Origin of the sequence: Caballeronia hypogeia (assembly GCF_001544875.2) — a bacterium.
Classification (GTDB): domain Bacteria; phylum Pseudomonadota; class Gammaproteobacteria; order Burkholderiales; family Burkholderiaceae; genus Caballeronia; species Caballeronia hypogeia.
On record NZ_FCOA02000028.1, the window covers coordinates 63,141 to 89,759 of the forward strand.

At 67.4% G+C, this 26,619-nt stretch carries 20 protein-coding genes, 1 tRNA gene and 1 pseudogene; 8 read left to right on the forward strand and 14 right to left on the reverse strand.

Features of this window, described 5'->3' with window-relative positions; translation table 11 throughout:
• Window positions 1–16: 16 nt before the first annotated feature.
• The 4 genes from AWB79_RS29865 to AWB79_RS29880 form a co-directional block, all read right to left on the reverse strand.
• A tRNA-Leu gene (locus AWB79_RS29865) sits at window positions 17–101 on the reverse strand.
• A gap of 61 nt (window positions 102–162) precedes the next feature.
• Window positions 163–1,671: an efflux transporter outer membrane subunit gene (locus AWB79_RS29870; RefSeq protein WP_374728574.1), complete on the reverse strand. Its 1,509-nt coding sequence runs from the start codon at window positions 1,669–1,671 to the stop codon at window positions 163–165.
• Between the two features lie 4 nt (window positions 1,672–1,675).
• Window positions 1,676–3,241: an MDR family MFS transporter gene (locus tag AWB79_RS29875; RefSeq protein ID WP_061171044.1), complete on the reverse strand. Its 1,566-nt coding sequence runs from the start codon at window positions 3,239–3,241 to the stop codon at window positions 1,676–1,678.
• Window positions 3,234–4,361, reverse strand: coding sequence for an HlyD family secretion protein (locus AWB79_RS29880; protein WP_061171045.1), 1,128 nt, complete (start codon window positions 4,359–4,361; stop codon window positions 3,234–3,236). The genes AWB79_RS29875 and AWB79_RS29880 overlap by 8 nt, the downstream gene beginning before the upstream one ends.
• A 191-nt stretch (window positions 4,362–4,552) precedes the next feature.
• Here AWB79_RS29880 and AWB79_RS29885 point away from each other — a divergent pair, with 191 nt between their 5' ends.
• From AWB79_RS29885 to AWB79_RS29905, 5 genes are all read left to right on the forward strand, one after another.
• Window positions 4,553–5,218 carry a TetR/AcrR family transcriptional regulator gene (locus AWB79_RS29885; RefSeq protein WP_061171046.1) on the forward strand — a complete coding sequence of 222 codons (666 nt, stop codon included), beginning with the start codon at window positions 4,553–4,555 and terminating at the stop codon, window positions 5,216–5,218.
• A 215-nt stretch (window positions 5,219–5,433) separates the two neighbouring features.
• On the forward strand, window positions 5,434–5,757 hold the full coding sequence (locus tag AWB79_RS29890) for a DUF4148 domain-containing protein (protein WP_061171047.1): 324 nt from the start codon (window positions 5,434–5,436) through the stop codon (window positions 5,755–5,757).
• Between the two features lie 343 nt (window positions 5,758–6,100).
• A complete protein-coding gene (locus AWB79_RS29895) occupies window positions 6,101–6,586 on the forward strand; it encodes a hypothetical protein (protein ID WP_061171048.1) in 486 nt (161 codons plus the stop codon).
• 85 nt (window positions 6,587–6,671) lie between these two features.
• Complete coding sequence (locus AWB79_RS29900; protein ID WP_061171049.1) at window positions 6,672–7,316, forward strand: DsbA family oxidoreductase; 645 nt, start codon at window positions 6,672–6,674, stop codon at window positions 7,314–7,316.
• A 12-nt stretch (window positions 7,317–7,328) separates the two neighbouring features.
• A complete protein-coding gene (locus AWB79_RS29905) occupies window positions 7,329–8,159 on the forward strand; it encodes a hypothetical protein (protein ID WP_061171050.1) in 831 nt (276 codons plus the stop codon).
• A 19-nt stretch (window positions 8,160–8,178) separates the two neighbouring features.
• On the opposite strand, the gene AWB79_RS29910 is transcribed toward AWB79_RS29905, so the two are convergent.
• Entirely contained in the window at window positions 8,179–8,955 is a 777-nt protein-coding gene (locus AWB79_RS29910) for a hypothetical protein (protein WP_061171051.1), read from the reverse strand.
• A 126-nt stretch (window positions 8,956–9,081) separates the two neighbouring features.
• On the opposite strand from AWB79_RS29910, the gene AWB79_RS29915 reads away from it, so the two are divergent.
• Window positions 9,082–10,881 carry an ATP-binding response regulator gene (locus AWB79_RS29915; protein WP_061171052.1) on the forward strand — a complete coding sequence of 600 codons (1,800 nt, stop codon included), beginning with the start codon at window positions 9,082–9,084 and terminating at the stop codon, window positions 10,879–10,881.
• Window positions 10,882–10,890: 9 nt separating this feature from the next.
• On the opposite strand, the gene AWB79_RS29920 is transcribed toward AWB79_RS29915, so the two are convergent.
• The 9 genes from AWB79_RS29920 to tssJ form a co-directional block, all read right to left on the reverse strand.
• Window positions 10,891–11,646 carry a hypothetical protein gene (locus tag AWB79_RS29920; protein WP_061171053.1) on the reverse strand — a complete coding sequence of 252 codons (756 nt, stop codon included), beginning with the start codon at window positions 11,644–11,646 and terminating at the stop codon, window positions 10,891–10,893.
• Window positions 11,643–12,341: a response regulator transcription factor gene (locus AWB79_RS29925; RefSeq protein ID WP_061171068.1), complete on the reverse strand. Its 699-nt coding sequence runs from the start codon at window positions 12,339–12,341 to the stop codon at window positions 11,643–11,645. Before AWB79_RS29925 ends, AWB79_RS29920 begins: the two co-directional genes overlap by 4 nt.
• An 11-nt stretch (window positions 12,342–12,352) precedes the next feature.
• Entirely contained in the window at window positions 12,353–14,263 is a 1,911-nt protein-coding gene (locus AWB79_RS29930; RefSeq protein WP_198399123.1) for an MltA domain-containing protein, read from the reverse strand.
• Between the two features lie 72 nt (window positions 14,264–14,335).
• Window positions 14,336–16,195: a serine/threonine-protein kinase gene (locus tag AWB79_RS29935; RefSeq protein WP_061171054.1), complete on the reverse strand. Its 1,860-nt coding sequence runs from the start codon at window positions 16,193–16,195 to the stop codon at window positions 14,336–14,338.
• On the reverse strand, window positions 16,192–16,938 hold the full coding sequence (gene tagF / locus AWB79_RS29940) for a type VI secretion system-associated protein TagF (protein ID WP_061171055.1): 747 nt from the start codon (window positions 16,936–16,938) through the stop codon (window positions 16,192–16,194). The genes AWB79_RS29935 and tagF overlap by 4 nt, the downstream gene beginning before the upstream one ends.
• The gene (gene tssM / locus AWB79_RS29945) at window positions 16,935–20,561 is read right to left on the reverse strand and encodes a type VI secretion system membrane subunit TssM (protein ID WP_061171056.1); all 3,627 of its coding nucleotides are present in this window, start codon (window positions 20,559–20,561) and stop codon (window positions 16,935–16,937) included. Before tssM ends, tagF begins: the two co-directional genes overlap by 4 nt.
• A 2-nt stretch (window positions 20,562–20,563) precedes the next feature.
• Entirely contained in the window at window positions 20,564–21,874 is a 1,311-nt protein-coding gene (locus tag AWB79_RS29950) for a DotU family type VI secretion system protein (protein WP_061171057.1), read from the reverse strand.
• A gap of 21 nt (window positions 21,875–21,895) precedes the next feature.
• Window positions 21,896–23,245: a type VI secretion system baseplate subunit TssK gene (gene tssK / locus AWB79_RS29955; RefSeq protein WP_061171058.1), complete on the reverse strand. Its 1,350-nt coding sequence runs from the start codon at window positions 23,243–23,245 to the stop codon at window positions 21,896–21,898.
• A gap of 118 nt (window positions 23,246–23,363) precedes the next feature.
• Window positions 23,364–23,918 (reverse strand): type VI secretion system lipoprotein TssJ, encoded by a 555-nt coding sequence (tssJ, locus tag AWB79_RS29960; RefSeq protein WP_061171059.1) that lies wholly within the window; start codon window positions 23,916–23,918, stop codon window positions 23,364–23,366.
• 151 nt (window positions 23,919–24,069) lie between these two features.
• Here tssJ and AWB79_RS29965 point away from each other — a divergent pair, with 151 nt between their 5' ends.
• Together AWB79_RS29965 and AWB79_RS38565 are read left to right on the forward strand one after the other, a co-directional pair.
• Complete coding sequence (locus tag AWB79_RS29965; protein ID WP_232471060.1) at window positions 24,070–26,352, forward strand: CHAT domain-containing protein; 2,283 nt, start codon at window positions 24,070–24,072, stop codon at window positions 26,350–26,352.
• Window positions 26,353–26,412: 60 nt separating this feature from the next.
• Window positions 26,413–26,619: pseudogene (locus tag AWB79_RS38565) on the forward strand (ShlB/FhaC/HecB family hemolysin secretion/activation protein); the annotation flags it as partial.

Below are 26,619 nucleotides of genomic sequence, written 5' to 3' on the forward strand. Positions count from 1 at the left end.
GGAATGGAATCGTATCTGGTGCCCAGGGCGGGACTCGAACCCGCACGCCTCTCGGCGCTACCCCCTCAAGATAGTGCGTCTACCAATTCCGCCACCTGGGCAAGGGGACCGAATTGTAGCGGGAAAATCCGGAAATGCGAAGCGGCGAGATTCGCTCGTTCTTCAGGGCGCGCGCGCCACCGACACCGCCTCGCCCGCCACATTCCAACCCAAGCCCAGACTCTTCTGCAGCCCGACGAAGTCCTTCAGCAATTCGGCCTGCGCGGCCACCACATCCTGCTGCGCGGCGAACTGCGTGCGCTGCGCGTCGAGCAGATCGATGAGCGTCGAAACTCCCGCCGTGTACCGTTGCCGCACGAGCGTAGCCGATCGTTCCGCGGACGCCTGCACCTGCTGCAGCCGCACCACATGCTCGCGCTGATTGCCGTAACGCGAGAGCGACGAGTTCGCATCCTTCAACGCGGCGAGCACGGTTTTCTCGTAGCGCGCCTCGGCTTCGTCGCGCGAGGCTTTCGCCGCATCCACGTTCGCGGCCGTGCGGCCGAAGTCGAACAGGTTCCATTGCAGATACGGCACGGCGACCCACGAGAAATTCTGCTTGCGCAACAGATGACTCGGCTCCGACGCGGAAAAGCCGATATCGCCCAGCAAGGTCACCTTCGGAAAATAGTCGGCGATATGCTCGCCGATCTGCGCATTGCTCGACGCGAGACGCCGTTCGGCCGCGCGGATATCCGGACGTTGCTGCAGCATCGTCGCCGGATCGCCGATCGCAACCGAAGACGGCAACGCGGGCAACGGCGCACGCGCGCCGAGTTCGGCATCGAGCGCGCCGGGCGCGCGGCCCGTCAGCACGGCGAGCTGATCCAGCGAATCGGTGATCTGCGACTGCAGCGGCACGAGCGTCGCGCGCGTGGTGCCGACCTGCGTCGTAAGCCGTTCGACATCCACTTCCGCCGCCGTGCCGCGCGCGCGGCGCTGCTCGGTCAGCGTGAGCATCTGCTGCTGATACTCGGCCGTGCGCTCGGCGAGCGCGAGCCGTTGCTGCTGATCGCGCAAGTCGATGTACGCCGACGCCACTTCCGCCGCGAGCGACACCTGCGCATCGGAGAGATCGGCTTGCACGGCGTCGGCTTCGTCGGATGCGGCTTCGATCGCGCGGCGCGTGCCGCCGAAGAGGTCGATTTCCCAGGAGGCGTCGAAGCCCACGGTGTAGAAGTCGACGGGACCGCGCCCGCTCGATCCCGACCCGCCCTGATCCCCCGACGACGAGCCGAAAATCGATGTATCCGGCGAGCGCATGCGCAACGCCGCCGCCGAGCCCGAGACTTTCGGCAATTCGTTGGCGCGCTGCCCGCGCAGTTGGGAGCGCGACTGACGCAGCCGGGCCTGCGCCATCTTCAGATCGGGATTATGGGCGAGCGCGGCGTCGATCAGCGAGTTCAGCTGCGCATCGTCGAGCGCCTGCCACCACGCGGCGGGGGAATGCGTCGCCACCACGCCTTGCGCCGGCGTGCGCACGAACGCGCCGCTTTTCGCGGCTTCAGGCGCGACTTCCGGCGCGCCGTGATAGTCGGGGCCGACCGTGCACGCGGCGAGCGTGAAGGCGGCGAGCGCGGTGAGCGGAAAGAGGCGGGTGAAGCGGGAAGGGAACATCGTCGGACGATTCATGGCATCAGTGGCCGGCGGAGGACATGTCGCCGGATTGGGCGCGCGGCGTCTTGAGCAGAAGCGCGAGCGGAAGGCATGCGAGCAGCGCGATCGCGAGCACGTAAAAGGTTTCGGAGTAAGTCATGACGATGGCCTGCTGGCCGATCTGCATCGACAACTGGCCGAGCGCCTGCATCTTCGCGTGGGCCATGTCGCCGCCTTGCGCGAAGAAATTCGCGGCGCTCGCGGCCATGCGTTCCTGCCCGATCACGGAATTCGCGCTGAGCGATTCGCGGATCGACGCCGTGTGGAAGTCGTTGCGCCGGTCGATGACGGTGCCGAGAATCGCAAGGCCGACCGAGCCGCCGAGATTGCGCGCCATGTTGTAGAGGCCGGCCGCATCGCCGGATTCCTCGCGCGAAACCGCCGCCATCGACGCCTGATTGAGCGGCATCATGGCGAGCATCTGGCCGAAGCCGCGCAGGATCTGCGACCAGAAGAAGTCGTGCCCGACGCTCTGCGCGGTGAGCGATATGTCGAGCAGGCAGCTCGCCGCGAAGAACAGCAGCCCCGTGATGACGAGCACGCGAAAATCCATCTTGCCGAGCAGACGCGGCAGCACCGGCATGATGAGAAACGCGGGCACGCCGGACACGAGCATGATCGCGCCGGACTGCAGCGCGTTATAGCCCGCGACGATGCTCAGGAACTGCGGCAGCAGGAAAGACACGCAATAGAGCCCCGCGCCGACCGCGAACACGATCAGAATGACGCTCGCATAACGCGGATTGCGCAGGAGCGAGAGCCGCACGATCGGTTTCTTCGCGACGAACTGCGAGATCGCGATCAGCAGAAAGCCGAAAGCCGTGACGCAGGTGAGCATCACGATCTCGCCCGATTCGAACCATTGATTGCGCTGGCCTTCTTCGAGCACGACCGTGAGCGAGGAGAGACCGATGGCGAGCCCCGCAATGCCGATCCAGTCGGCCTTGAAAAACGACTCCCAGTGCGATTCCTCCGCCGGCAGCCCGCTGACGAGCAGCGCGACGAGCGCGAAGCCAACCGGCACGTTGACGAAGAAGCACCATGACCACGAGATGTTTTCCGCGAGCCAGCCGCCGAGCACTGGCCCGAGCAAAGGACCCAACAGCACGATCAGCCCGAAGATGGTCATGCCCACGGGCATCTGCTCGCGCGGCAGCCGCGTGCGGATGATGGTCTGCGCGGTGGGAATCATCGCGCCGCCGGTGAAGCCCTGGCCGATGCGGCCCGCGACCATCATCGGCAGCGAGGTGGAGAGGCCGCACATGACCGAGAACAGCGTGAAGAGCACCGCGTTGCCGAGCAGGAAATTGCGCAGGCCGAACACGCGCGTGAGCCACGCGGCGAGCGGGATCATCACGATTTCCGACATCAGGTAGCCGGTGGAAATCCACGTGCCTTCCGTGCCGGTCGCGCCGATCTCGCCCTGGATCTGCGGCAGCGCGGAGTTGGTGATGGAAATGTCGAGCGTCGCCATCAGCGCGCCGAGCGCGCCCGCCGTGACCGCGATCCAGTCGGTCGCGCTCGCGCGTGCGTGCCGCTCAGTCATGGCGGTTTTCCGCGGCGATGCGACGGCTCTCGTCGGTGGCGGATTTCGTGTCGACGTCGACCGTCACGGAAAGACCCGGCAGCAGCACCTTGCGCGTCTCCGGACCTGTATCCACGCGAATGCGTACCGGCACGCGCTGCACGATCTTGGTGAAGTTGCCGGTGGCGTTCTCGGGCGGCAGCAAGGCGAACTGCGCGCCGGTGCCGGGCGCGAAACTTTCCACGACGCCATGCAGGTCCGTGCCCTTGAGCGCGTCGACATGCAGCGTCGCCGGCTGGCCGATACGCATGCGGCCGACCTGCGTCTCCTTGAAGTTCGCCTCCAGATAGAGCGATTCGACCGGCACGACCGTCATGAGACGCGTGCCGGGCTGCACATACTGCCCCACGCGCACGGTGCGGTCGCCGACGCGCCCCGCGACCGGGCTGACCAAGGTGGTGTCGTTGAGATCGAGCTTCGACTGGTTCAGTTGCGCCTGCGCCGCTTCGACTTGCGCGCGCGCCTGGGCGATCTGCGCTTCGGTCGCGCCGATCTGCGTCGATGCCGAACGCGCCGCCGCGAGGTTCGCGGCTAGCGTGGCGCGCGCCTGATCGCGCGTGGACACGAGGCTCGCGAGACGCTCGGCGGTCTCCGCGCCGGTCGCGACCAGCGGACGATAACGCGTGACGTCGTCCTCCGCGTGCGCGAGACTCACGCGCGATACTTCGGCCTGGGCCTTCGCCTGATCGGCGTTAGCGTGCTGCTGCTTCAACTCGGCTTCGGCGCGCTGAATGTCGGCGGCGCGGGCGTCGAGCGTGGCCTTTGCCTGATCGAGCGATGCCTGGTACTGGCGCGTATCGAGGCGCGCGAGCGGCGCACCTGCCGCGACGGTCTGATTGTCCTCGACGAGCACTTCCGTGATATAGCCGCTCACTTTCGGCGCGATGGTGACGCTGTCGGCTTGCAGATAAGCGTCGTCGGTGGTTTCGATGAAGCGGCCGACGGTCCACCAGCGCGCGCCCCACGCCGCGCCCGCGATGACCGCGATAATGCCGAGCGCGATCAGCAGGCGCTTGCGCGACGGTTTGCCTTGGGCCGCGTCGACGGGCTTGCCGCCGTGCGTGGGCGCAGTGACTGACATGATTTCTCCGGGATCTTTCGCGCCACCGCGTGCATGCGGTAGCCTTCGATGAATGCGAGACAGCGAGGGCGCATCGGCTGAAATCCGGATGAAACCAGTCACGCGATGCGCTCGCCAAACTAGACGATGGCGTCTAGTATGCACGAATCTAGACGCTAGCGTCTAGTTTGCCTTTGCTTTGAGGAGACACGATGAAGAAGCCCCGCGCCGGCGGTGAAAGCGAATTGCAAGACCAGGAGCGCGGCAGCACGGCGCGTTCGCCGCTGCAGGCGCGCGGCCGTGCGCGCATCGAGGCCGTGCTGGACGCGACCGCCGAGCTGATCGTGGAAAAGGGACTGGAAGGCGTGACCATGCACGGCGTCGCGCGGCGCGCCCAGACGCCGATCGGCTCGATGTATCACTTCTTTCCCGATCGCGACAGCCTGCTCGCCGCGTTGTGGGATCGTCACGCGGCCGCGCTGCAGGAACTGGAGGACGAGCTTGCGCTGATCGACAGCGAAACGTGGCGTTCGCTGTCGGCGGAAGCGGTGATCGATCGCATCATGTCGCCGCACATCGAATATTTCGACCGCAAGACGGATTTACTGATCCTGATGTCGGTCATGCCGCACGACGAAGCGAAGAAGAAGCGCAAGTCCAGCATGATGCGCAAGGTGATCGACGCGCGCATGCCCGGCGTGAAAGCGTCCGAGCGCGAGCTCTACGTGGACATGCTCCATGCGCTCGCGAGCGGCGCGCTCGCGGTGAAGCTGCGTCCCGCAATGGGCGACGTGCAACTGGCACGACGCTATCTGCGGGAAGTGAAGCGCGCGCTGGCGGCGTATCTCGCGGCCGTCGAGGAGGCGATTCTCAAATGAGCGTGCTCCTAACAAGGAACCGTGTTATTCGACGTTCCAATTTTCTGTTCTTCTGATCGTCTTGTCTCTGCGAACAGGCGCTTGTCTGAATCCGCCATTTCGGTCGGATATGTGTGGTCGTATCGAAGTTGAAGGCTTTGCCGCCTAGACTCTGATTGCCGGCTACGGGTCCCCTTTCCCGAGTCCTGCTCGCTGGCATTCATGAGGAGGTCGCCATGAAGACATTCGTTATCGCGGTCGCTGCCGCGTCGGCGCTCGCAGTGCCGCTTTCCGCGTTCTGTCAGGCGGATGGATCGATGACGCGCGCTCAGGTGCGCGCCGAGCTGCAACAACTCGAAAAGGTCGGTTATGACCCGGCCACGGGCGACGATCCGCACTATCCGGCCGACATCCAGGCAGCGGAAGCGCGCTTGTCGGCGCAGAGCGGCAACACCGCGTATGGCGGCGTGACATCGGGCGCATCGGCCTCCGGTTCCCGTACCGTCGTTCGCCCCGCGACGAACGAGGAGATGAAGCAGCTCTATTTCGGGGGGCAGTAAGTGTTTTAGTGGTTCGCGCAGTGCCTTAGTGAACGCGGCGCGGGCGAGTTCCCGCGCCATGCCTGCTCGAATGCAGGCGAACATGTGCGCCGCAGACTCCTGGGTCTCCGGCGCACGTTCGTATCTGAACCCTTCGTCGTGGACATGGACCGGGCGCACGAGCGCTCTATTTCGCCTTTCATCGATGAAAGGCGATTCGGCATCCGAATCAAATGATGTGACGGCTCCAGGTAACCCTTCTTTTGAATCAAGCTTGAAAGAATCGAGTTCCATTCAAACCGCGCGAGCGTCGCTCGTCCTTGTGGAAGGAGCAAAACGAACATCATCAACCGGGAACGACATCATGGGCTTCTTCGATCTGGGCGTGCAGGAGGAAGGGTCGTTTCTTCCGGCCATTCGACACACCGTTCTGGAAGGGCCGCTCACGCTTGTCCGCTTCTCCGACTCGAGCCGTCACGAGCTGGGCGCATACGGCAAATACTGGATGTATGGCTCGGAAGTACTGGAAGCGCTGGCGCAGCGGCAGATCGATCGCCTGATTCGCGATATCCGCCGTCGCTGGGCCATCGCCAACGACTGGGGCGATCTGCGAAACTGCTGGGTGCTGCGCCTGCCCGAAGGCGGCGAGATCAATGCTTACTGGGGCTTCACGAAACCACAGTCACGGGTCTCGGACGAGGCCGCGAAGAGCCTCGCCCAGCCCACCACCAAGTTCTACGCGGGCGGCTCCATTCAACTGATCCTGTCGATCGGACCGCGCGAGCGCGGATACATTGCCGGACCGTTCAGCACGCTCTGCCTGACATCGTCGATCATCGAAGGCCGATGAGCGCGCGCGGAAATGGACGTCCCGGCAATTTCGCGCGATTCGCGCTAACCTGCGGGCTTCGTCAAACCATTTTCGCACTCGCCTCATGACCCAGCCGCTTCGTATCGATTTCATTTCCGACATCGCGTGCCCGTGGTGCGCGATCGGCCTGGCCTCGCTCGAACTCGCACTTTCGCGTCTTTCCGATATCGTCGAGCCCGAGATCGTCGTGCATCCGTTCGAGCTCAATCCCGACATGCGCCCGGAAGGTGAAGCCATCGTCGATTATCTCGGCCGCAAATATGGCCGCACGCCCGAGCAGATCGAAGAGACGCAGCGCATGATCCGCGAGCGCGGCGCGGGCGTCGGATTTACGTTCGGCCCGCGCACGCAGGTCTACAACACGTTCGATGCGCATCGTCTGCTGCACTGGGCGGGCATCGAAGGCAAACAGTTGCCGCTCAAGCGCGCGTTGTTGCGCGCGTATCACGGAGAAGGCCGCAATCCGGGCGCTCACGACGTGCTCATCGAGACGGCGCAGGCCGTCGGGCTCGATGCGGCGCGCGCACGCGAAGTGCTGCAGAGCGGCGCATACGCGGACGAGGTGCGCGAACAGGAGCGCGAAAACCAGGCGATGGGCATCAGCTCCGTTCCCGCGATCATCCTCAACCAGCGCTATCTCGTGAGCGGCGGCCAGCCGCCCGAGACCTTCGAGCAGGCGATCCGCCAGGTGCTCGCGCAACCGCAATAGCGCTTCCAGCCGATGAAATTCGCCGTCACCGTGGTCACGCCTCCCGGCTATGCGCACTCCGCCGCATTCCACGAAGTGGCCGAAACGCTTCATCATGCGTTGCGCTCGCTCGGTCACGACAGCGTGATGACATGCGAGGGAAGGCTCGACGGACGGCGGCATATCGTGCTCGGCTCGAACCTTCTGCCGCATTGCGGGCTGACGCTCGCGCCGGACGCGATTCTCTACAACCTCGAGCAGGTCCATGCGGGATCGGAATGGATCACGCCCGCGTTGCTCGGACTTTTGCGCCGTCATGTCGTGTGGGATTACAGCGAAGCGAACGCACGCGCCTTCGCGGCGCTCGGCGTGCAGGTCGCGCGCGTGGTGCCGATCGGTTATGTGCCCGAACTCACGCGCATCCGCTTCGCCGAACCGCGCGATATCGACGTGCTGTTCTTCGGTTCGATGTGTCCGAGGCGCGCGAACGTCATCGACAGGATGCGCGCGGCGGGCATCGACGCGATCGCGGTGTTCGGCCTCTACGGACGCCCGCGCGACCGGCTCATCGCTCGCGCGAAGCTGTTGCTGAACGTGCACGGCCGCGTCGACGGCGTGCTGGAGATCGTGCGGCTTTCATATCTGCTCGCCAATGGTTGCGCGGTGCTGAGCGAGCGTTGCGCGAACCCGCGAGATGAAGCGCCCCTCGCGCACGCGATCGCCTTCGCCGATTACGATGCCTTGCCCGGGCGCGCCGCTGAACTCCTCGCATCCACCGCGCAGCGCGAGCGGCTCGCGCGTGACGGTTTGGCGGAAATGCAGGCGCGTCGAGCGGCGGATTATCTGCGCGCAGCGCTTGCATGAAGGCGCGTGCCGAAGGCCCTCACCGCGCGCACTGACTCGACTCCAGCGCGAGCAGATTCAGCACGAGCAGAATGGCGGACTGATTGTCCGCGCTGATCGCGATACCGAGCGTGCCGCCGATCCATCGGCCGATCTTGGTCGCCGCGAAATCTCCGCTTTGCGCGGACTTCTTGAGCGTGACCCCGAGCTTCAGCGCGCGATAGTGGTACGAAGGAATGTGATGCCGCGACGCGATGCCGACGAGCCCGCCCTTGTCGCCCGAGCACCAGCCGAAGGTGCCGGCCAGCACCAGTTGCTCGTACTTGTCGAGCCCGCCGATGAACTCGCGCGCCAGATGCCGCACGCGCGATTCATCGAGTCCATGCTGGATCAGCACGGAGCGGACCGGATCGTCCAGCGCGCGCGCGTGTTCGTCCATCTGCGCTTCGACGCCATCCACTTCCATCGATACATCGCGCTGATGGCTCGCGCTGCGCAGGTGATCGATCAGAAAGCGCCTGAAATACGCGCACACCGCGTAACCGCTGGATGGCGCGCTTTGCTCGCCTGAATGCGAGCCGCCGTGTCCGGGGTCGAGACGCAGCACCTTGGTGTAAATGAACTGTGCGATCAGCTCTTCCTTGTCCTCGCGCAACGCGTGCAGCTCGGGCGGATGATACGTGCGCAACGCGCCTTGTACGAGGTTATAGATCGACAGCATTTCGTCGTGAGACAGCTTCGTGCGACGCCGCCACAGATCGGTCAGCATCGGAGCCGCGCCGCTGGCCTGCGCGACGTCCATGGTCAGGGTCTCCATCTCGTCATCCCCTCATTCAGGTGGCCACGAATCGAGTATGGTTTTTTCCTACCAACCGACCAATATGCAGTTGGTAATAGCCGTCGTCTAAACGCCCGGGTATACCGGCTGCAAGGGGATGACAGAATGCATGGCGATCAACGAAAGCGCGAGCTCGACGCCGATATCGACCACGATGTCGCAAGCGCGCTTTATGCGGCAGACCCGGCGTCATTCCCGACGCACGCGTGCGCGATCGCGCTGCTCGTCATGGTTTATGTCACGGGTGCGGACGACGGGATGCTGCCCTTGGCCTGCGTGCTGCTCTATGGCATGGCGAACTCTCTCTCCATCGGCATGTGGGCGTGGCGGCGGCGTCAGGCATCGCGATTCTGCTCGTGCCGCTGGATCGAGCTTCATGCGTTGAGGAACGTTGCCCTTTACAGCGCGCCGGGCTGGTCGATCTGGTTCGCATTCCAGCACGCATCCGCCGGCCTCGTCGCCGCGCATACCGTGATGCTGGTCGCACTCGCGGCGCTCGCCTATGGCTCCAATGGCCTGAACCTGCTCAACCTGCGCTGCGCGATCCTGCCGCTGCTTCTGCCCGCCGCCGCGCTGCATCTGCTGGAACCGGCGCCCGGCCGACTGGAATTAGGCGTCGCGCTCGTCATTTTCATCGTCGCCGTGGATCTGCTCGCAGCGCAATATCGCAAGCTCTTTCGCGGCATCGTCGAGGCGCGCGTCGATCAGCAGCGGCTCGCCGAAACCATCGCGCGGCAAAAGGGCGTGATCGAGGAGACGAGCATTGCGAGGACGCGCTTTTTCGCGGCGGCGAGTCACGATCTGCGTCAGCCGCTGCATGCAATCGGCCTGCTCGCGCAGACGCTCACGGACCGCCGCGCGAGCGATGCGGAGCGCGAGGACACCGCGCAGCACATCGTCTGCAATGTCGAAGCGCTGAATCATCTCTTCAATCAGGTGCTCGATCTGGCGCGCATCGAAAGCGGCGTGACTCAGGTGATGCCGCAGCACTTCCCGCTCGCCGACGTCCTCGCGCGCATAGAGCGGCAGTTCCGTCCCGCCGCGGCCGAGAAAGGACTGGCGCTGCGCATCGCGCCTACGTCGTGTGTCGCGTTCACCGATCCCGTGCTGCTCGAACGCGTGCTCGCCAATCTCGTCTCGAACGCGGTGCGTTATACCGAATGCGGCTCCGTGTGGATCGGCGTGAGGCAGGCCGCGAATCGCGAACGCTGCTTCATCGAAGTGCGCGATTCGGGCATCGGCATCGCGCCGCAGGAGCGCGAACTCGTATTCGAGGAGTTCTATCAGGCGCCGCTCGCACATCGCGACGGCCGCGAAGGCCACGGTCTCGGCCTCTCGACGGTGCGGCGTCTCACGCGCCTGCTCGGCTGCGAGCTGATGCTGCGTTCCGCGCCAGGCCGCGGCACGACCATGCGCGTGCCGGTCAGAACGGGCGATGCGAGTCTCGTCACCGCGAGCCTCGTCGCGCCGCCCGAAATGAGCGCGTTTATCGACGGCCGCCGCGTGCTGTGCGTCGACGACGATCCCGCGAATCTCGACGCACTCGGCGCCTTGCTCACGCGCTGGGGCTGTGTCGTGCGCGGCTGCCGCGACGAGCTCGCCGCCGTGCGCGCGATCTCCGAAGGCTTCGTGCCGGACGTGCTGGTTTGCGACTATCGGATCGACCGTCACCAGACCGGCATCGAGGCGATGAACGCGGTGCGCGAGGCGCTGCGCCGGCGCGGCCATCACGGTCTCGCGCGCGTGATGATGACCGGCGACATGGCCTCGCCCGAACTCGCGGCGCTCGCCGCCGAAGGCGTGCCGGTGCTGCACAAGCCGGTCACGCCAACGCGCCTGCGACGCACGCTCGACACGCTGCTGCAACCGAGCGCGCAAGGGCAGGAGGCGGCGGAAGTCGCGTGAACCCGCAGATCACGCGACGTTGCCGCGCATGCGCAGCGCGCGCAGATATTGCCCGGCCACTTCCGACGCGCCGTAGTGCACGACCGTTTCGTCGACGAGCGCCCACACTTGCGCGCCGCCCAGCCGCACGCGCCGGCAGAACGAAAGGTCTTCGGACAGGTAATGCCCCTGTTCCTCGATGGTGTCGAAAAAGCCATAGAAGCGGCCGTCGGGCAGCGTGTCGCGATACTGCTCGGGCGGCGCATAGCATTGCGTGAACGGCAGCGCGACATCGAACGCGTCGCGGCGCGCGAGAAAGATGCCGGTGCCGACATGCTCCGCTTCGACGAAACCATCGGTGACGCGAGCGTGGCCATCGTCTGAAGTCTTGAGGCGCACCGTGTAGTCCGCGTGTTTTTCGAGCCATTCGCGCAGCGTGAGCCCCTGATCCGACGCGCCGATGCACTTCTCCAGGTTCATGCGCCGATACGGATACGCGACGCCCGCGACGCACTTGCCGGCGGCGAGCAGCTTCATCACGGCTTGCGGCGCGAAGCGCATGTCCGTGTCGAGAAAGAGCAGATGCGAGAACTCGGGATGCGCGACGAGATAGCTCGCGAAGAAGTTGCGCGCGCGAATCACGTGCGACGAGCCGACGTGCATCGTCTGGAAACCGCAGCCCGCGTCGGTGAGGGCGCGCGCGGTTTCCATCAGCGAGAAGGCGAAGTTGATGTGCACGTCGTCGTGATGCGTCGGCAGGCAGATGAGCACGTTGGGCGCGGTCATAGTTCACGTCCCGTGCGCAGCCAGTCGTTGATGACCGCGATCGCCGCCGACCGGCTGTGCACGCCGAGCGCCCGGAAAATCACCGAAAGGTGCACCTTGACCGTGCCTTCCGCGACCTGCAGTTCGCGCGCGATCATCTTGTTCGTGCAGCCGCGATGCACGAGCCGCATGATCTCGCGCTGACGCGGCGACAGGTTCTCCATCAGATGCCGGTGATGCGGGGCGAGGGGGGCGCCGGACGTGTTTCTGAGCGGTTGCGTCGAGTCGCATGCGTGCGGCGCCGGCGCGCCCGCGCCAGCCAGGCAGAGCGCTTCGATCGGCACATAGGCGCCGCCCGAGAGGACGAGCTCGATGGCCTTGAGCATCACGCTGGCGGGCTCGCGCTTGGGTACGAAGCCGAGCGCGCCGGCGGCGAGCACGGCGCGCATCTCGTCGACGGATTCCTCCGCCGACAGCACGACCAGCGGCAGTGTGGGATTGGCCTTCAGGAGCGTCGCCAGCGACGCCGCGCTCGCCATGCCCGACATGTGCAGATCGACGATCGCGAGATCGTGATTCGCGCCGGGATGCGCGGCGGCGGCGAGCGTGTCCCAGCTATCCGCCTCGTCGAACTGCGCTTCGTGGTCGAGGCCGCGCAACAGCGACTTGACGGCCTGGCGAATCAGCTCGTGGTCGTCGGCGACGAGGAATCTCATGCTCGCTCCGTTCATGGTGCGCTCGATGGCGTGTCGTCGACGCACAGGTCCGGGTCGCTCACGACGCAATCGGCCGTGGGCATAGACGGACCGCCGCGCACGCGCACCGCCGACTCCCTCGCCGAGATGCGCAGACCCTTGGGCAGCAACACCCACATCTGCGCGGGCTGCTTCATGCGGCTCGCTTTCTGCTGCGCCTTCTCGCCGGTGCCGAAGAAGTAGTCGGCGCGCACCGCGCCGCGAATCGCGCCGCCCGCGTCCTGCGCCATCAGGAGCCGCGCGACCTGCGAGCCGTCGGCCGCTTCGCTCGCGTTGATGAACACCGGCGCGCCGAGCGGCGTCGTGCGCGGATCGACGGCGGCCGAGCGCTCCGCCGACAGCGGCACGCCGAGCGCACCGATCGGCCCGGCGGCCGAATCGGGGATGGTCCGGAAGAACACGTAGCTCGGGTCCGACGACGCGAACGCATAGTCGAGCGGCGGCGCGGGCGCGTCGGCTGGGACGGCTGGATTCGCTGGATCGGCTGTGGCGGACCTGGCCGGTTGATTGACCGCATGGGCCGCCGGGGACGCGCTCACCCGCGCAGGCCGCACGGCGGGCGTCGCGCCCTTCACGAGATTGAAGCCGCGCAACAGCGGCGATTCGGGCGGGCCTTCAGGGCGCGCGGCGGAATCATCGGGCACATCCGGCGATGCGGCGTCGTTCGCGCCGCGCAGCAGCACGGACTTCGGCGCATCGTCGGATGCGGAGGCATCGATGTGGCCGTTCGTCTGCTGCGTGCTCACATCGCCTTCGTCGAGATCGATCTCGACGCCGCGCACCAGCACCTTGCGGCCCTTGCTCGAGGCACTCGCGACCGGCGGATTGAAGGCGAGCCCGTTCTGCTCGGCGTACGCGAGCCGGATCACTCCGCCGCCGTCCGGCAGCACGATCTTCCCGGCGCCCTGCAACTGCATCGCGTAGAGCATGGCTGGGTCCGCGACCCAGGCGAGCACCGGCGCGTCGATGCGTCCGCGCTCGATCTGCGCGCGCGAGTAATACGGCACGATGCGGTTGCCCTCGCGACGCAGCCGCAGCTTCTTGTCGCGGATATCGGGCACGCTGTTGCCGAGTTCGAGCGCGTAGACGCCTTTGGCATTGCCGGTCGCGATCGCCGCGAGCGGCACCACCGTGCGCCCCTCCACGCGCGCCATGACCGCCTCGCTGCGCGCGTTGGGCGGCAGGCGGCGCGCATCGAGGAACAGCATGTCGCGCGGCACGCCATAGACCGGCAGCACATAGGGCGCGCCGTACTTGCGGCTGCCCCGCAGGACCGGCTCGTAGTAGCCCGTCAGCACGCCGCGCGAACTCTTGTCGACATTACGGATCTGGTAGACCGTGAAGTTGTCCTCGAAGAAGCGGCGCACCGCGGCGTTGTCGTTCGCGGCGATGCCGCGCGCCGCCGCGCACGGTGCCGCCCACGCGGGCTTGCCGGCGAGCACCGAGCAGCCGCGCCGGAACGCGTCCCACGATTGCGCGACGTCGTCTCCGGACCAGCCCGGCACGCTGGAGAAGGGCACCGGCGTGTAGAGCGCGTTCTTCGTGGCGAAGGGCGTCGCGGTGGCGGAAAGCGCGGCCGACGGACTTGCGGGCAGCGGGTTGACGATGCCCGGCTCGCGTCCCGAAGGCGCCGCGCTGACCATCGACGATGGATCGGCGGACTCGGCGGGCCCGGCGCTGGGGGAAGCCGTCTCGCGCGCCTGCGCGACTTGCGGCGCGGGCGGCGCCGGCGAATTCGCGCACGCGGCGAGCGCACCCGCGAGCATCGCGCACAGCATGGACTTCGCGCCTGAACGCGCATTCGACAGCGCAGGCGACGTTGCAGGAAAAGCGCCGGGCGTGCGGCCCGGCTCCGCGGCCCGGCCGCGCGTGCGTGTTGCCATGATGTCCTCGTCCAGCCGTGCAGGGCTTGCGTCTTGCCGTGCCGCGCGTCATCGGGCGTGAGGCGCGCTTCGCTATTTAGACGAATGGACGACGTCGATTTTGAACGCCGCCGCGCCGAACGCGACGGGGCATGAAGGCGCCTCGCTGGCGCACGACGGCACGCCCGCGAAGGGCGACGCCGTGAGCGTGCGCTGGGCCGCCGCCGCCTTCTGCGCTTCCACGGAGAGGCGCGCGAACGCGTCGTCGTGCGTCATGTCGAGCGCGCTGAAGTCGCGCGGCACGGCCGACACGATCGCGATGAAATGATTCGCGCCGACGGGGTCGCCTGCGTCCATCGCCCAGTTCGAGCCCGGCAGCACGAGGCGCTTCTTCGCCTTGATGCGGTTGTCGGGGTCGAGCGTGTTCGGGAAAAGCTGCATGTAGGCGTTGTCCGGATCGACGACGAACACGTAGAGATAGCCATCGCGATTACTGGTGACCGAGAAGCGCAGCCGGTCACGTCCGATGACGGCGCGCGGCTGCGGCACTTCCGCCTTCACGACGATTGACGGATCGGCGAGCGAGACGATGCGCGCGAATTCGTCGGCGGGGGTGAAGGGCGGCAATGCGGGCGGCGGCGTGACCGGCGTCGATGCGCGGGCCTCGACCGTCGCCGACGCCACGGCGGGCGCAGCGGAAGCCGCAATCGACGCGCTCGCGACGTCGACGCCGCTCGCGATCCGGTCGGCCTCGACGATGCCGGGAGGCGCGTGCATCAGCAGCTTCGGCACGAAGAAGCCGAGCGCGGCCGCCGCCGCGAGTCCGCACGCCGCGCCGAACATCCAGCCGATGCGCCGCCGCGCGCTGGCCGTCATGGCGCTCTTGCCGCCGCCTGCGGCGTCCTCGTCGAGCGAAATGCCGAGTTCGGCGGCGAACTGCCGGTCCGTCTGCGGCCGGTTCGCGGGCTGAACGTTGAGCGCGTGATCGATCGCCTTCAGGAAGCGGTCCGAATAGCGCCCGGCGGCGAGCTTCGCGAGCGGCTGATAGCTGTCCTTGACCATCCGCCCGACGGACGGCGGCGGTGTTTTCCCGGTGATCGCGAAGTAGACGAGCGCGGCGAGCGCGTAATGATCGGTCCACGGCCCCTGTCGGAGCGACGGCACTTCGGCGTATTGCTCGATCGGCGCATAGCCCGGCTTGAGGATCACGGTGAGCGCCTGCGTCATGTCTCCGATCACGCGCCGCGCCGCGCCGAAATCCAGCAGCACCGGCCGATGCCCTTCGTCCAGCAGGATGATGTTGTCCGGCGCGATATCGCGATGAAAGCAGTTGGCCGCATGCAGGACGGCGAGGGCATCCACGAGCGGCGTGAGCAGTGTGCGCAGCCAGGCTTCGTCGGGCGGCGTTTTCATGGCCTTGAGCGCGTCGCGCAGCGTCACGCCCTTGTAGTACGGCATCGCCATGTACGCGGTGCCGTTGGCTTCCCAGAACCGATAAACCTTCACGAGCGACTGATGATCGAAGCGCGCGAGCAGCCGGGCCTCATCGTTGATGAAGCTCTTCAGTCCGGCGCGGAACATGCTCTCGTAGCGCGCCGAGCGGACCTGCACCTGCGTCGCGCCGACGCGCGCCGCGAGCGCCGAGGGCATGTACTCCTTGAGCGCGACATGACGATCGAGCGAGGTATCGAAAGCCAGATAGACGATGCCGAAGCCGCCTTCGCCGATCAGCCCGAGAATCTCGAACTCGCCGAGCCGCGTGCCGGGCGGCAGCACGTTGTGGGTAGCGGCAGGATCGAAGGCGTGCGGTGCTCCGGGTGCTTCCGGCACGCCCGGCGCGTTCGTGAACGACGACCGCGCGCCGCTCACGATCACCGTGCGGTCCTCGGCGGCGTTGTTTTCCGTCGCGCCGTCGTCGCGGTCGTCTTCGGGCGCGCGGCCGGTCGCGTTCATGATCCGCAATCCCGCAGCAGCGTGGTGAAGAGCGCCGTGTCCGGCAGCCCGTACACGGGCCACACGGTGAACGGGCGCGGCTCGTGATCCGGCGGATCGGCGGCCCTCGCGGCCTGCGCCGAGGTCCACATGCTCATGCCGTATACCTCGCTCTGCCACGCCGGCGCAAAACTGCGCGCGAGCGTCTCGGGCAGGGCATCGGCCGATTGCACGATCCATGGTTCGTCGAGCACGGCGGCGCGCGTGGCGGCGCACGACGAGCCGAGCACCGGCACGGGCAGCGCGGCCAGTTGCTCGTCGAGGCGCTCGATGCTGTGATCGAAATCGAGCGCGGCGAGCGCCACGGCTTCGATGGCCGAAAGCCATTGCCAGAGCGACGCGATCTCCGTGCCCGTGGCCGGCGCGCACGGCAGCGCCGCCGCGACGGTCAGCGGGAAATGCCGCCCGACGCGATCCACCGACGCCATCACCACGCCGGTCCAGCACGAGGCGAGCGTCGGCGCAATGGCGCCCGGCATCGCGAAGAAGCGCCACACCGGGCACGTCAGATACAGTTCGAGCCAGTCGGCGCCCAGCGCGTGCTGCGTTTCCGCGACGCGCTGCGCGAGCCATGCGTCCCACGGCGCGACGAAGGCGTCGGAGAGCCGCCGTGCCGCGAAATCGCCGAGCGAGGGCAGCTTGCCGTACCAGCCGGCAATGGCCGTGCCGCCTTCTCCGAGCGTGGCGCCGAGATCGTCGCTCATAGGCGTTCGGGACAGGAGAACTTGCGCAGGTCCGCGAGCCGGAACGGATTCTCGACGCTGCTCGCCGTCACTTCGAAGCGCGCCTTGCGGCCTTCCACATCGAAGGTCACGACGAAGCGCTCGGGCTGATCGGTCGGCTCCACGTCGAGCCGGTCGAACATGCGGAACAGCGCCCACGGACCTTCGAACACCACGTTGCTCGCGCCGCTCGTGGGCGGCGGCGTCAGTTGCAGGCTCACGCGCCCCGAACCGCGCGCGCCGGGCCACTGGATCGTCGTCGCGATCTGCGGGCCGTGCGCGTAGGTGAGCACCTGCCCGTCGACATCGAGCGTGAAGGAGAGGATCGTCGGGTCCATGTCGAGCGGCTTGAACTTCAGCGTGAGCGCGGGCGTCTTGCCGCCTGCCGCGAAGAACACGCCGCGTATGGTCGCCGCGCGCTCGAACTGCGCGAGTCCGGCCGGACTGATCTGCGTCGCCGACGAATCCGATTTCTTGAACGCCCACGGCTTCGCGGAGACATCGACGTCCTGCGCGAGGTTCTTCTGGAAGAAGTCGTCGAACTTGCCGCCGGGCGCGAACAGCGCGCCGAAATCCTCGGGCAGCACGTCGCGCGCGGAAGCCGGGTTGAACGGATAACGCCCGCCCACCGCGCGCGCGCAGTACGCCGAGATCGACTCCTTCAAGTCGTCGGTCATGTTCGCGCGCCGCGCCTGCTGCGTCTGCGCGGCGCCCTGGCTGCCGAGATCGAGCAGCGCGGTGCGGATCGGCTCGGGCATGCGCGCGGCCTGCGTGCGCAGCTTCGCGGGCGCATCCGATGGCGGCGGCGCGGTCTTCTGCTGCAGGGCTTCGTCGGTGGCGCTCAGGTAGGTGTAGATGTCGTTGATGAGCGCGAGCATCTGCGTGATGGGCGCGGGCTGGCCGCCGCCCGGGCTCGTGACCAGCGCGCGCAGCCCGCTGAAGCGATCGTCGACGATGCTTTCCAGCCGCGTGCCCGGCGCGACCGGCGCGATGCGCGTGGGGTCCGGCCCGCCGATGATGCTCAGCAATTGCTGGCGCGCCGCGCTGATCTTGTCGGTGGCCTTGTCGACGACGGTGGTTTCGCTTTCGGGCTTCGCGGCCAGCGTGGTTTCGCGCGAGGCGGCCTTGATGAGCATTGCGAGCGGCGAATCCGGCGCGGACAGAATGCGCGCGATCTGCACCGACTGAGTCAGATTGTCCGAACGCACGATGCGCACGTCGTTCAGGAAGTCGGTCCAGGCGCGCGCGTAGTCCTGCAGATAGAGCAGGCGCACGTCTTCGGTCAGACGCTGCATCGCCGCCGGATCGCCGCGCGGCAGACCGCTCTGGTCGCGAATGCCGAGCACCCACGGCTGTTCTGCGGCGAGCTGGACCGACACCTGATCGACGGCCTTCAGAAACGCCTTGTGATAGCCGTCGAACGAATACAGACCGGGCACGCCGCTCGTGAGCGGCTTGCCGCTCGCGCGCACGAACACGAGCGATGCGTTCGGCCCGGCCGCGCGCGCCACGGTGAATTCCGGAAAGTCCGCGCCCACGCCCTGCTGCTTCACGCGCCCGTACACGCGCTGCGCGAGCGTGCTGGTGGCGAGCATCGCGCGCACATGGGCGACGAGGCGTTCGTCGAAGGGTAGATTCGGATGGACGACGCCGCGCGCGAGCAAGGTGTCGAGATGCGCGGCGAGCGCGGCGCGCTGGTCGTTGCCGACTTCGCGCGGCAAGGTGCGGTCCCAGTCGGTGAGGATCCAGGTCTTGAGCGCATCGGCATCCTGGTGATCGGGCTGGTTCATCATCAGATACGCCTTCAGCGATTCATACGCGTAGCCCGCATTCGACGGATTCGCACTGCGCGCCTGCTCCTCGATGCGCGCCGCGAGCTTGGGCAGGAACAGATCGTCGAGCAGGCGCTCGTAGGCGTCGTTGGCGGCGGCGTCGAGCTTCGCGCCTTGCCACAGGCCGAATTGCATCGCGAGCGGCGGATGCGCGGCATCGACCTGCGGCGTCGAGGCGAGACTGCGCACCGCCGAGAGCAGCGGCAGCAGCGCGACGATGTTCGCGTTCGCGGCCGTGGTGCCCGCCGCCGCCTGCTTCGCGAGTTGCGCGGTCTGCTCGACGCTCGCCACGTAAGCGCGGTTGCGCAGATAGCTCGTGCCCCACAGCGTGAGCGCGCACGCGCTCACCGCCGCGATCGCCGCGTAGGCCGAAAGCCGCCACAGATGCCGCCGCCGCGCCCATTGCAGATTCGATCCGGCGAGCCCCTGTTCCGCGAACACGACCTGCGTGAGCAGACGTTCGAGAAAGAAGCTGCGCCCGCTCGACGCACGCACCGGCTGCATGCCGCGTTCGATGCCGAACGCGCGCGCAAGCGATCCCATCACGCGATCGATGGGCGTGCCTTCCTGCGTGCCGCTCGTGAAATAGACGCCGCGCACGAGCGGAATGTCGTCGTGCTTCGACTGCACGAAGGTCGCGCGCAAGGCCTCGGCGAGCACGGGTTTCAGCGCGGCGAACTGCTGCGGAAAGCCCATGATCGCGGCTCGCTGCGCGAGGCCGGTCTCCGTGTTCAGACGCTCGGGCAGACGCGCGACGAGACGCGCTTCGAGCGCATCGAGCTCGGCGTCGATGCGCGCGGCGAAATCGCTTTCACTGAGCGGATGCTTCGGATCGTACGGAAAGGTGAAGCCGAAGATTTGCGCGCGCTCTTCCTTCGAGAGGTCCGCGAAAAACTCCGTGAAGCCCGCGAGCAGGTCCGTCTTGGTGACGAGCACGTAGACCGGAAAGCGCGTGCGGAACGCCTGCATCAGCTCGCGCATGCGCGCGCGCAGCGTGCCGGCCATGTCCTGCGCGCTCGCGGGCGTCGCGGCGAGCAGGTCGGGCACGGCGAGCGTCATCAGCACGCCGTTGATCGGCTGGCGCGGACGCGTCTTGCGTAGCAGCGCGAGGAAGCCCTGCCACGCGGTCTGATCGGTGTCGCGGTCGCTTTCCTGCGTGGTGTAGCGGCCGGCGGTGTCGATGAGAACGGCGTCGTCGGTGAACCACCAGTCGCAGTTGCGCGTGCCGCCGACGCCGCGAATCTTGTCGGTGCCGAAACGCTCGGCCAGCGGAAAACGCAGGCCGGAATGCACCAGCGCCGTGGTCTTGCCCGCACCCGGCGCGCCGATGAACATGTACCACGGCAACTGATACAGATACTGCCTGCCCGACAGCGTGATCCAGTCGCGCCAGCCCGGCTTTTTTCCCGACGCGGTGATGCGCGCGTCGCGCAGCGCGGCGAGCGCTTCGTCGAAGCGTTTGGCGAGCGTCGCGACTTCCGCTTCGCCGGGCGTGGGTGCGGCGGCGCTGCGCGCGATCTCGGGCGGCGGCGCGAGCCCGGCGGAAAGCGCGGCCTGCGTGCGCCGCGCGCGCCATGCGACCCACAGATGACGCAGCACCAGCAGCAACACGACGCAGCCCATTGCGATGAAGCGCGCCTCGTGCGTTTCGAGCGGATACTTGCCCGCGATCGACACGAGCGGCCCCGCGATCCATATCGCGCCGGACACGAGCAGCAACCCGAGCGCGAGCAACAGCAGCGGATGGAAGATGATCTTCAGGAGCGTCTTCATGTTCAGGATCCCGGCTTCGCGAACAGCGTGATTTCGACGCGCCGGTTGCGCGCGCGGCCGGCGGGCGAATCATTGGGCGCGACGGGATCGGCTTCGCCTTTGCCTTCGGCCTTCAGGCGGGCGTCCGGCACGGTGGCCGCGAGCAGATCGCGCACGTTCGCGGCGCGCTCCTGCGAGAGTTCCCAGTTCGACGGATACCGCGCCGAGCGGATCGGCCGGTCGTCGGTGTGGCCGGTGACGAGCACGTTGCCCGGCACCGCCTTGAGCGCCGCCGCGATCTGTCCGATGAGCGGCCGCACCTGCTCCGATACCTCCGCGCTGCCGGGCTTGAAGACGTTGTCGCCATGCAGCGTGACGACCGAGCGATCGACGCGATCATCGACGGCGAGCTGGCCATCGCGGATCTCCTGCGCGAGCAACTCGGCCAGACGCGGCCTGGCCGCCTGCGTGACGACCAGCGGCCGCTGCGCGCCCGCGCGGATCGAGGCGAGCGTGCTGAACGCGGGATCGGACAGTTGTCCCAGACGGAAGCTCATCGCCAGATACGCGAGCGCGAGCATCAGCAGCGCGAACGCGCCGACGACCCATACGGGCAGCACGTCGGTGGTGCGTCGGCGCGTCGTGGGCACGCCTTGCCAGTGCGGCGAGAGCGCGCGCTCCGGCTCGCCGCGCTCCTTGCGGATCAGCTGATAGAGCCGCGTGCGGATCGCATCGAGCGCCTGCCTGCCCTGCGCCGCGACGCGATAACGCCCCTCGAAGCCGAGCGCGAGCACCATGCTCGCCAGCTCCAGCAGATGCAGATGTTGCGCGGGCTTCTGCGCGAGACGCGCGAGCAGTTGAAACACCTTCTCGCCGCCCCAAGCCTCGTTGTGGAAGGTGACGAGCAGGCTCTGGCGCGCCCACACGCCCGCGCCCCACGGCGTGCCCGATGCGGCTTCGTCGAGCATCGTGCAGACGATGTAGCGCGCCGCCGTCACCTGTTCCGCCGCGACGCCGTTCACGCGCGCCTGCGCCTCGAAGCGGCGCACGCCGGCCGCGAGCGAATCGCGCAGCGCGGCGGGATCGGCGCAGGCGCTCATTGCGCGGATGCGCGGCGCGAGCTGCAACAGCGGCGCGCACGCGGCGACCAGCGGATTGACGGCGCCGCCCTGCGCGAAGGCCGCGTCGAAGGCATGCGCGTCGGCATCGGGCGAGCTCGCGCCGGGCGTGAACGGACCCTGCGTGTTCCCGGTGCGGCGACGCGCGCCGGGATTGGGCTTGATCATCGTCTGGTCGGATTCGAATCCGGCGAAAGGATCGTCGTCGTTCGTCATGTCGTCAGAGCACCTGAATGATCAATGGCGGATGGCCCAGCACTCCAGTTCCAGCGCCGGAAACTCGCCCGCGATGTACATCGCGAGGTTCCCGGTCTGCTCCAGCTCCTTCCACAGCTCGCCGCCCCGATCCAGCTCGAAATACGAATAACCCGCGTGAAACGGAATCTGGCGCGGCGCGACCGGCATGGCGCGCAATTCGATGCCCGGCAGCGCGAGATTCACCAGATCGCGCAGCTTTTCGGCGGGCGCGACTTTCACCTGCGTCGGGAAGCGCGTGCGCAGCGCTTCGCCCGGCATCTGCGCGCTCGCGGCGAGCACGAAGCCCGCGGTGCGCAGCAGATCGAGATCGTTGATGACGGCCACGCGCACGCCGGGCTTGCGGCTCTGCAATTCGATCGCGATGGCGTTCGGCTCCGGCACCTGCGCGAGCAGTTGCCGCACGTCGCGCATGAGCGGCTCGAAGGAGCTGGCGAGATCGTCGTGGCGATACGGCGGATAGGCGAGCACGCGGCGGCGTTCGTCGAAGGCGGCGAGATCGCCCGCGAGCGCGAGTGTCGTCTGATACAGGCGTTCGGGATGCAGCAACGGCACTTGCAGCAGATGCGCGAACTGCGGCTCGAAGCGGTTGAGCGTTTGCAGCAGCAGGAAATCGGCGATCTCGGAGACGCCGCCGCGCCCCGGATTCGCGATATGCCGCGCGAGCCGGTCCGCATGCTGATGCAGCAGCCCGGCGATTTCCTGCGCGTGGCCGAGCAGACGCGCATCGGCGAGTGCGTGGAGCATCGGCGGAACGTAGCCTGCGTCGAGCATCACGCGGTTGTCCGCGCGCCGCTCCAGCACGCGCGCAATGCCGATGTTCGCGAAGGCGTCGGTGGCGTCGCGCGCGAGCATGAGCCGCAGGTTCGGCGCGCCCACGCGCATGTCGGCGACGCGGTCGGTGCTGGTGGTGACGTCGGCGACGGAAGTGTCGGTGGTGCGGTAGCGCAATGCGTCGGTGTGGCCGTTGATCGCGGAGGCCGTGCCGTCGGGATCGAACTCTTTCGCGCCGGAGCGTTCCAGCGGCAGCGCGAGCAGCACGGTTTCGTCACGCGTGCCGGCGGGGATGTCGAGCGGCGGCGGCGCGGGGAAGTCGTCGGGAAAGGAGAACGCGGTGCCGTCGGGCAGCACGCCGAACGCGGACGCGAGCGCGATCTTGCCGAGGCCGAGCGCGACGTCGTCGAGCATGATCGACGCCCAGCCCCACGACCAGGCTTCGGTCGCGCGCGCATGCGAGCGCACGAGATGCTCGATGAAGCGGTCGTGTTGCTGGAAATGCTGAGGTTCGAGAAACAGCCCCTCGGACCAGATCATGCGTTGGTGCCAGGTCATGGTGGCGTATCCGCATTGTGGGTTGGGCGTCATGCTCGCGCAGTGCCGGAAGGCGGCGCGAGCGCTTCGCTCATAGAACGATTCAGACGGGCGAATTTGGAACGGCGCGTTGCCGGCTTCACTTCGCTTTCTTTTTCTTCGACGTCGGCGGTGCGGGCGCGGGTTGCGCCGCGATCGACACATCTGCTGCATCAATACGCACGCTCATGATCGTCGTCTGATTCGGCGGCACGGGTGCGGTGGCGCGCCATCTCGAGCGCTCGATATCGCGATAAGCCGCCACGACCGCGATGAACTTCGTGCCCGGCTGCACGGGCTGCTCCACGCTCTGCTTCTCACCCGGCCTGAGCAGGAACTCGTTTTTCGCATTGAGATCCGCGCCGAGCGTCGCCTGGTCCTTGCCATAGAGCGTGAAGAAATCGGCGCTGTCGAAGGCGGACGTCGCCTTCAGTTCGTACACGCGCACGAGCACGGGCGACGGACGTCCGTTCTGATCCGGATTCACACGATCGACGGCGTTCACGTCGATATGCACGACGGTCGGCGGCGGCGGCGGAGGCGGCGGCGCCGACTTGCACCCCGCGACGGCCAAAGCGCACAAGAGAACAACCCGCACGCCGCGCCACGCCGCAACAAGGCGCAGGAAGCCCGAAATCACCTCGACGTTTTTCATGATTCGTCCATATGCCCGCCGACACGGCATCAGACGAACGAAGCCAGCGCATTTTTCAAATCGGCCGCGGTGGTTCGTCTACTCGTGACACCGCCGCGAACGCTGGCTGCTCGCGGCGGAACAAAGCCGGGGTCCATCGAGGAGCGCATCTGTGAAACCGATCGAGCGGGTTGACATCGTATTCGCGCTGATGACGGCGCTCATGCTGAGCGCGCCCGCCGCGCAGGCTCAAGCCGCGACGAATTCGGGCTGCGCGCCGGGTGCCGCGAGCATGCAGCTCGCGCTCAACGATCTGCACGAACCGGGCATGCCGCTCGCGCAGAACGACGCATCCGCCGAACGCGGTGCACGCAACGCGCCGGTTACGAAGGAAACGCACCCAACCGATGCCGCTCAAGGCACGCCCCTCACCCCCGCCGCGCGCGACGCCGAGGCTCGCGTGCGCGACGCCGAAACCATCGCGACGCTCTCCAGGGAAGGCCAGCTTCTGCTCGCGCGCGATCAGGTCAAGCTCGATGGCTATGCGTACTGCAGCATGTCGGTGGCGGCGGCGGAACGGGGCGACTTTCGCGAGAGCATCGAGGCGGCCTCTCGCGCGCTGGTCGTAGCGAAGGAGACGGACAACGCCGATCTCGGCGCGCTGTCGCGCCGCGATCTCGCCATCGCCTACAGCTACGCGGGCGATCTCGGCGACGCCGAGCGCTACGCGAAGGAAGCGATCGCCGCCGGAGCAAAGAATCCGCAACAGGTGCTCGCGCCCGCGCACAAGGTGCTCGGCGACATCGCGGCGCGGCGCGGCGATGCGGCGGCGGCGCTCTCCGAATATCGCGCGGCGCTGGAGGCGGCGTCGCCGCGCTATCGGCCGCTGGTGCTGTTGTCGATCACGAACGCGCAGATCGCGAGCGGCGATCCGGCCGGCGCGCGGGCGACCTTCGAGCAGACCAAGGATGTCGATGGCACGCTGCTCGCGCCGCTCAGGAAGCGTATCGAAGGCAATCTGCTGCTCGCCGAGAACCAGCCCGGGCAGGCGCTCGCCGCGTTCTCCGCAAGCGCGACGAAGGGCGGCTCGGACGCGAGCTACGACAACCTGTGGGCGCACGAAGGCATGGGCCGCGCATATCTGGCGCTCGGCAAACGCAAGGAGGCGCGCGACGCATGGCTCGCCGCGCTCGACGACTCCGAATCGATCCGCGCGCGCTTTCGCAGCGACGAGTTCAAGACGGGGCTGTTCTCCGACACGCAGACTGTCTTCGAGGAAACCATCGCGCTGGTCGTGGAGGATGGCGACTATCCGCTCGCGTGGACGTTGTCCGAGCGCAGCCGCAGCCGCGCGCTGCTCGACGTGGTGCGCAACCGGCTCGATAAAAACGTCGATGCAACGCAACTCAACGGCCGCACGCTCTCGCTCGCCGATGTGCGCGCGACGCTCGCACCCGGCGAGGCGATCGTCGAATATCACAGCCTGCCGGATCGCATGATCGCGTGGGTCGTGCGCGCCGATGGCATCACGGGCTTCACGCTGCCGATCAAACGGCACGACATGACGCTCGCCGTGAGCGACTTCCGCAACGCGATCATTCGCGGCAAGCCGCAGGCGATCACCTACGGCTCGAAGCTCGATGCGCTGCTGATCGAGCCGCTCGGCCTGCGCGCCGACGAACGGCTCATCATCGTGCCGAACGGCGCGCTGCACTACATGCCGTTCCAGGCGCTCAAGAATGCGCAGGGCTTTCTGATCCAGCGTCACGCGATCTCGCTCGCGCCTTCGGCGAGCGTCGCGGTGCAGCTCGTGCGGCGTCAGCAGCACATCGCGAGCAATCTCGTCGCGTTCGGCAATCCGCGTATCGGGCCGGAGTACGAACTGCCGTCGGCGGAGGCGGAAGTGCGCGCCATCGGCCCGCTGTTCTCGAAAAGCGAAACCTTCCTGCGCAGCGACGCCACCCGCAGGACGTTCGATGACAACGCGCCCGCCGGCCGCATCGTCCATGTGGCGACGCACGCGCAGGCGGACACCATCGATCCGCTGCATTCGCGCGTGCTGCTCGCGCCCTCGGCACAGCCCGCCGACGGCCCGGACCCGCTGCTCGCCGCCGACATCTACAACCTGAAGCTCGACACGGTGGCGCTCGTCACGCTGTCCGCGTGCGAGACGGCGCTCGGGCGCGTCGGGCGCGGCGACGAAATCATGGGCTTCACGCGCGCGTTCTTCTATGCGGGCGCGTCGACGCTGCTGGTGTCGATGTGGCCGGTCGCCGATGAATCCACCGAACTCACGATGCGCACGTTCTACGGCTCGCTCACCAAGGGCGAGCAGGCAATCGACGCGCTGCGCGACGCCCAGCTCGCGGTGCTCGCGAACAGCCGCTTCGCCCATCCGTTCTACTGGGCGCCGTTCGATCTGATGGGCAACTGGCGGCTTTCGGTCGCCCGCTGAGTTTCGTCCGACGCCGCGCCGCGCGCCGGTCCCGATGAGGATGTCGCCGTGAACCATGCCATGAAAACCGAACTCCTTGCCCAGCGTTTGCGTGCGCGCCCGCGCCGTTCAGCCCGTCTCGCGCGCATGGCGGGCGCGAGCCTCGCCTGCGCGAGCGCGATCACGGCGTGGGCGCAGCAGACGCCGCTGCCCGGCACGGCGCAGGTGCCGAGCGCGGGCACGCTGCTCAACGAGCAGCCGCGTCCGCCGGTCTCCGCCCCTCCGCCC

What these genes read in the sequence shown, in the direction of transcription:
- tssM (WP_061171056.1), bottom strand. Translation starts at nt 20,561, where the DNA reads ATGAAGACGCTCCTGAAGATCATCTTCCATCCGCTGCTGTTGCTCGCG.
- AWB79_RS29885 (WP_061171046.1), top strand. Translation starts at nt 4,553, where the DNA reads ATGAAGAAGCCCCGCGCCGGCGGTGAAAGCGAATTGCAAGACCAGGAG.
- AWB79_RS29915 (WP_061171052.1), top strand. Translation starts at nt 9,082, where the DNA reads ATGCATGGCGATCAACGAAAGCGCGAGCTCGACGCCGATATCGACCAC.
- AWB79_RS29880 (WP_061171045.1), bottom strand. Translation starts at nt 4,361, where the DNA reads ATGTCAGTCACTGCGCCCACGCACGGCGGCAAGCCCGTCGACGCGGCC.
- AWB79_RS29910 (WP_061171051.1), bottom strand. Translation starts at nt 8,955, where the DNA reads ATGGAGACCCTGACCATGGACGTCGCGCAGGCCAGCGGCGCGGCTCCG.
- AWB79_RS29875 (WP_061171044.1), bottom strand. Translation starts at nt 3,241, where the DNA reads ATGACTGAGCGGCACGCACGCGCGAGCGCGACCGACTGGATCGCGGTC.
- AWB79_RS29870 (WP_374728574.1), bottom strand. Translation starts at nt 1,671, where the DNA reads ATGAATCGTCCGACGATGTTCCCTTCCCGCTTCACCCGCCTCTTTCCG.
- AWB79_RS29890 (WP_061171047.1), top strand. Translation starts at nt 5,434, where the DNA reads ATGAAGACATTCGTTATCGCGGTCGCTGCCGCGTCGGCGCTCGCAGTG.
- tagF (WP_061171055.1), bottom strand. Translation starts at nt 16,938, where the DNA reads ATGAGCGACGATCTCGGCGCCACGCTCGGAGAAGGCGGCACGGCCATT.
- AWB79_RS29895 (WP_061171048.1), top strand. Translation starts at nt 6,101, where the DNA reads ATGGGCTTCTTCGATCTGGGCGTGCAGGAGGAAGGGTCGTTTCTTCCG.
- AWB79_RS29905 (WP_061171050.1), top strand. Translation starts at nt 7,329, where the DNA reads ATGAAATTCGCCGTCACCGTGGTCACGCCTCCCGGCTATGCGCACTCC.
- tssJ (WP_061171059.1), bottom strand. Translation starts at nt 23,918, where the DNA reads ATGAAAAACGTCGAGGTGATTTCGGGCTTCCTGCGCCTTGTTGCGGCG.
- AWB79_RS29950 (WP_061171057.1), bottom strand. Translation starts at nt 21,874, where the DNA reads ATGACGAACGACGACGATCCTTTCGCCGGATTCGAATCCGACCAGACG.
- AWB79_RS29900 (WP_061171049.1), top strand. Translation starts at nt 6,672, where the DNA reads ATGACCCAGCCGCTTCGTATCGATTTCATTTCCGACATCGCGTGCCCG.
- AWB79_RS29930 (WP_198399123.1), bottom strand. Translation starts at nt 14,263, where the DNA reads ATGGCAACACGCACGCGCGGCCGGGCCGCGGAGCCGGGCCGCACGCCC.
- AWB79_RS29925 (WP_061171068.1), bottom strand. Translation starts at nt 12,341, where the DNA reads ATGAGATTCCTCGTCGCCGACGACCACGAGCTGATTCGCCAGGCCGTC.
- AWB79_RS29920 (WP_061171053.1), bottom strand. Translation starts at nt 11,646, where the DNA reads ATGACCGCGCCCAACGTGCTCATCTGCCTGCCGACGCATCACGACGAC.
- tssK (WP_061171058.1), bottom strand. Translation starts at nt 23,245, where the DNA reads ATGACCTGGCACCAACGCATGATCTGGTCCGAGGGGCTGTTTCTCGAA.
- AWB79_RS29935 (WP_061171054.1), bottom strand. Translation starts at nt 16,195, where the DNA reads ATGAACGCGACCGGCCGCGCGCCCGAAGACGACCGCGACGACGGCGCG.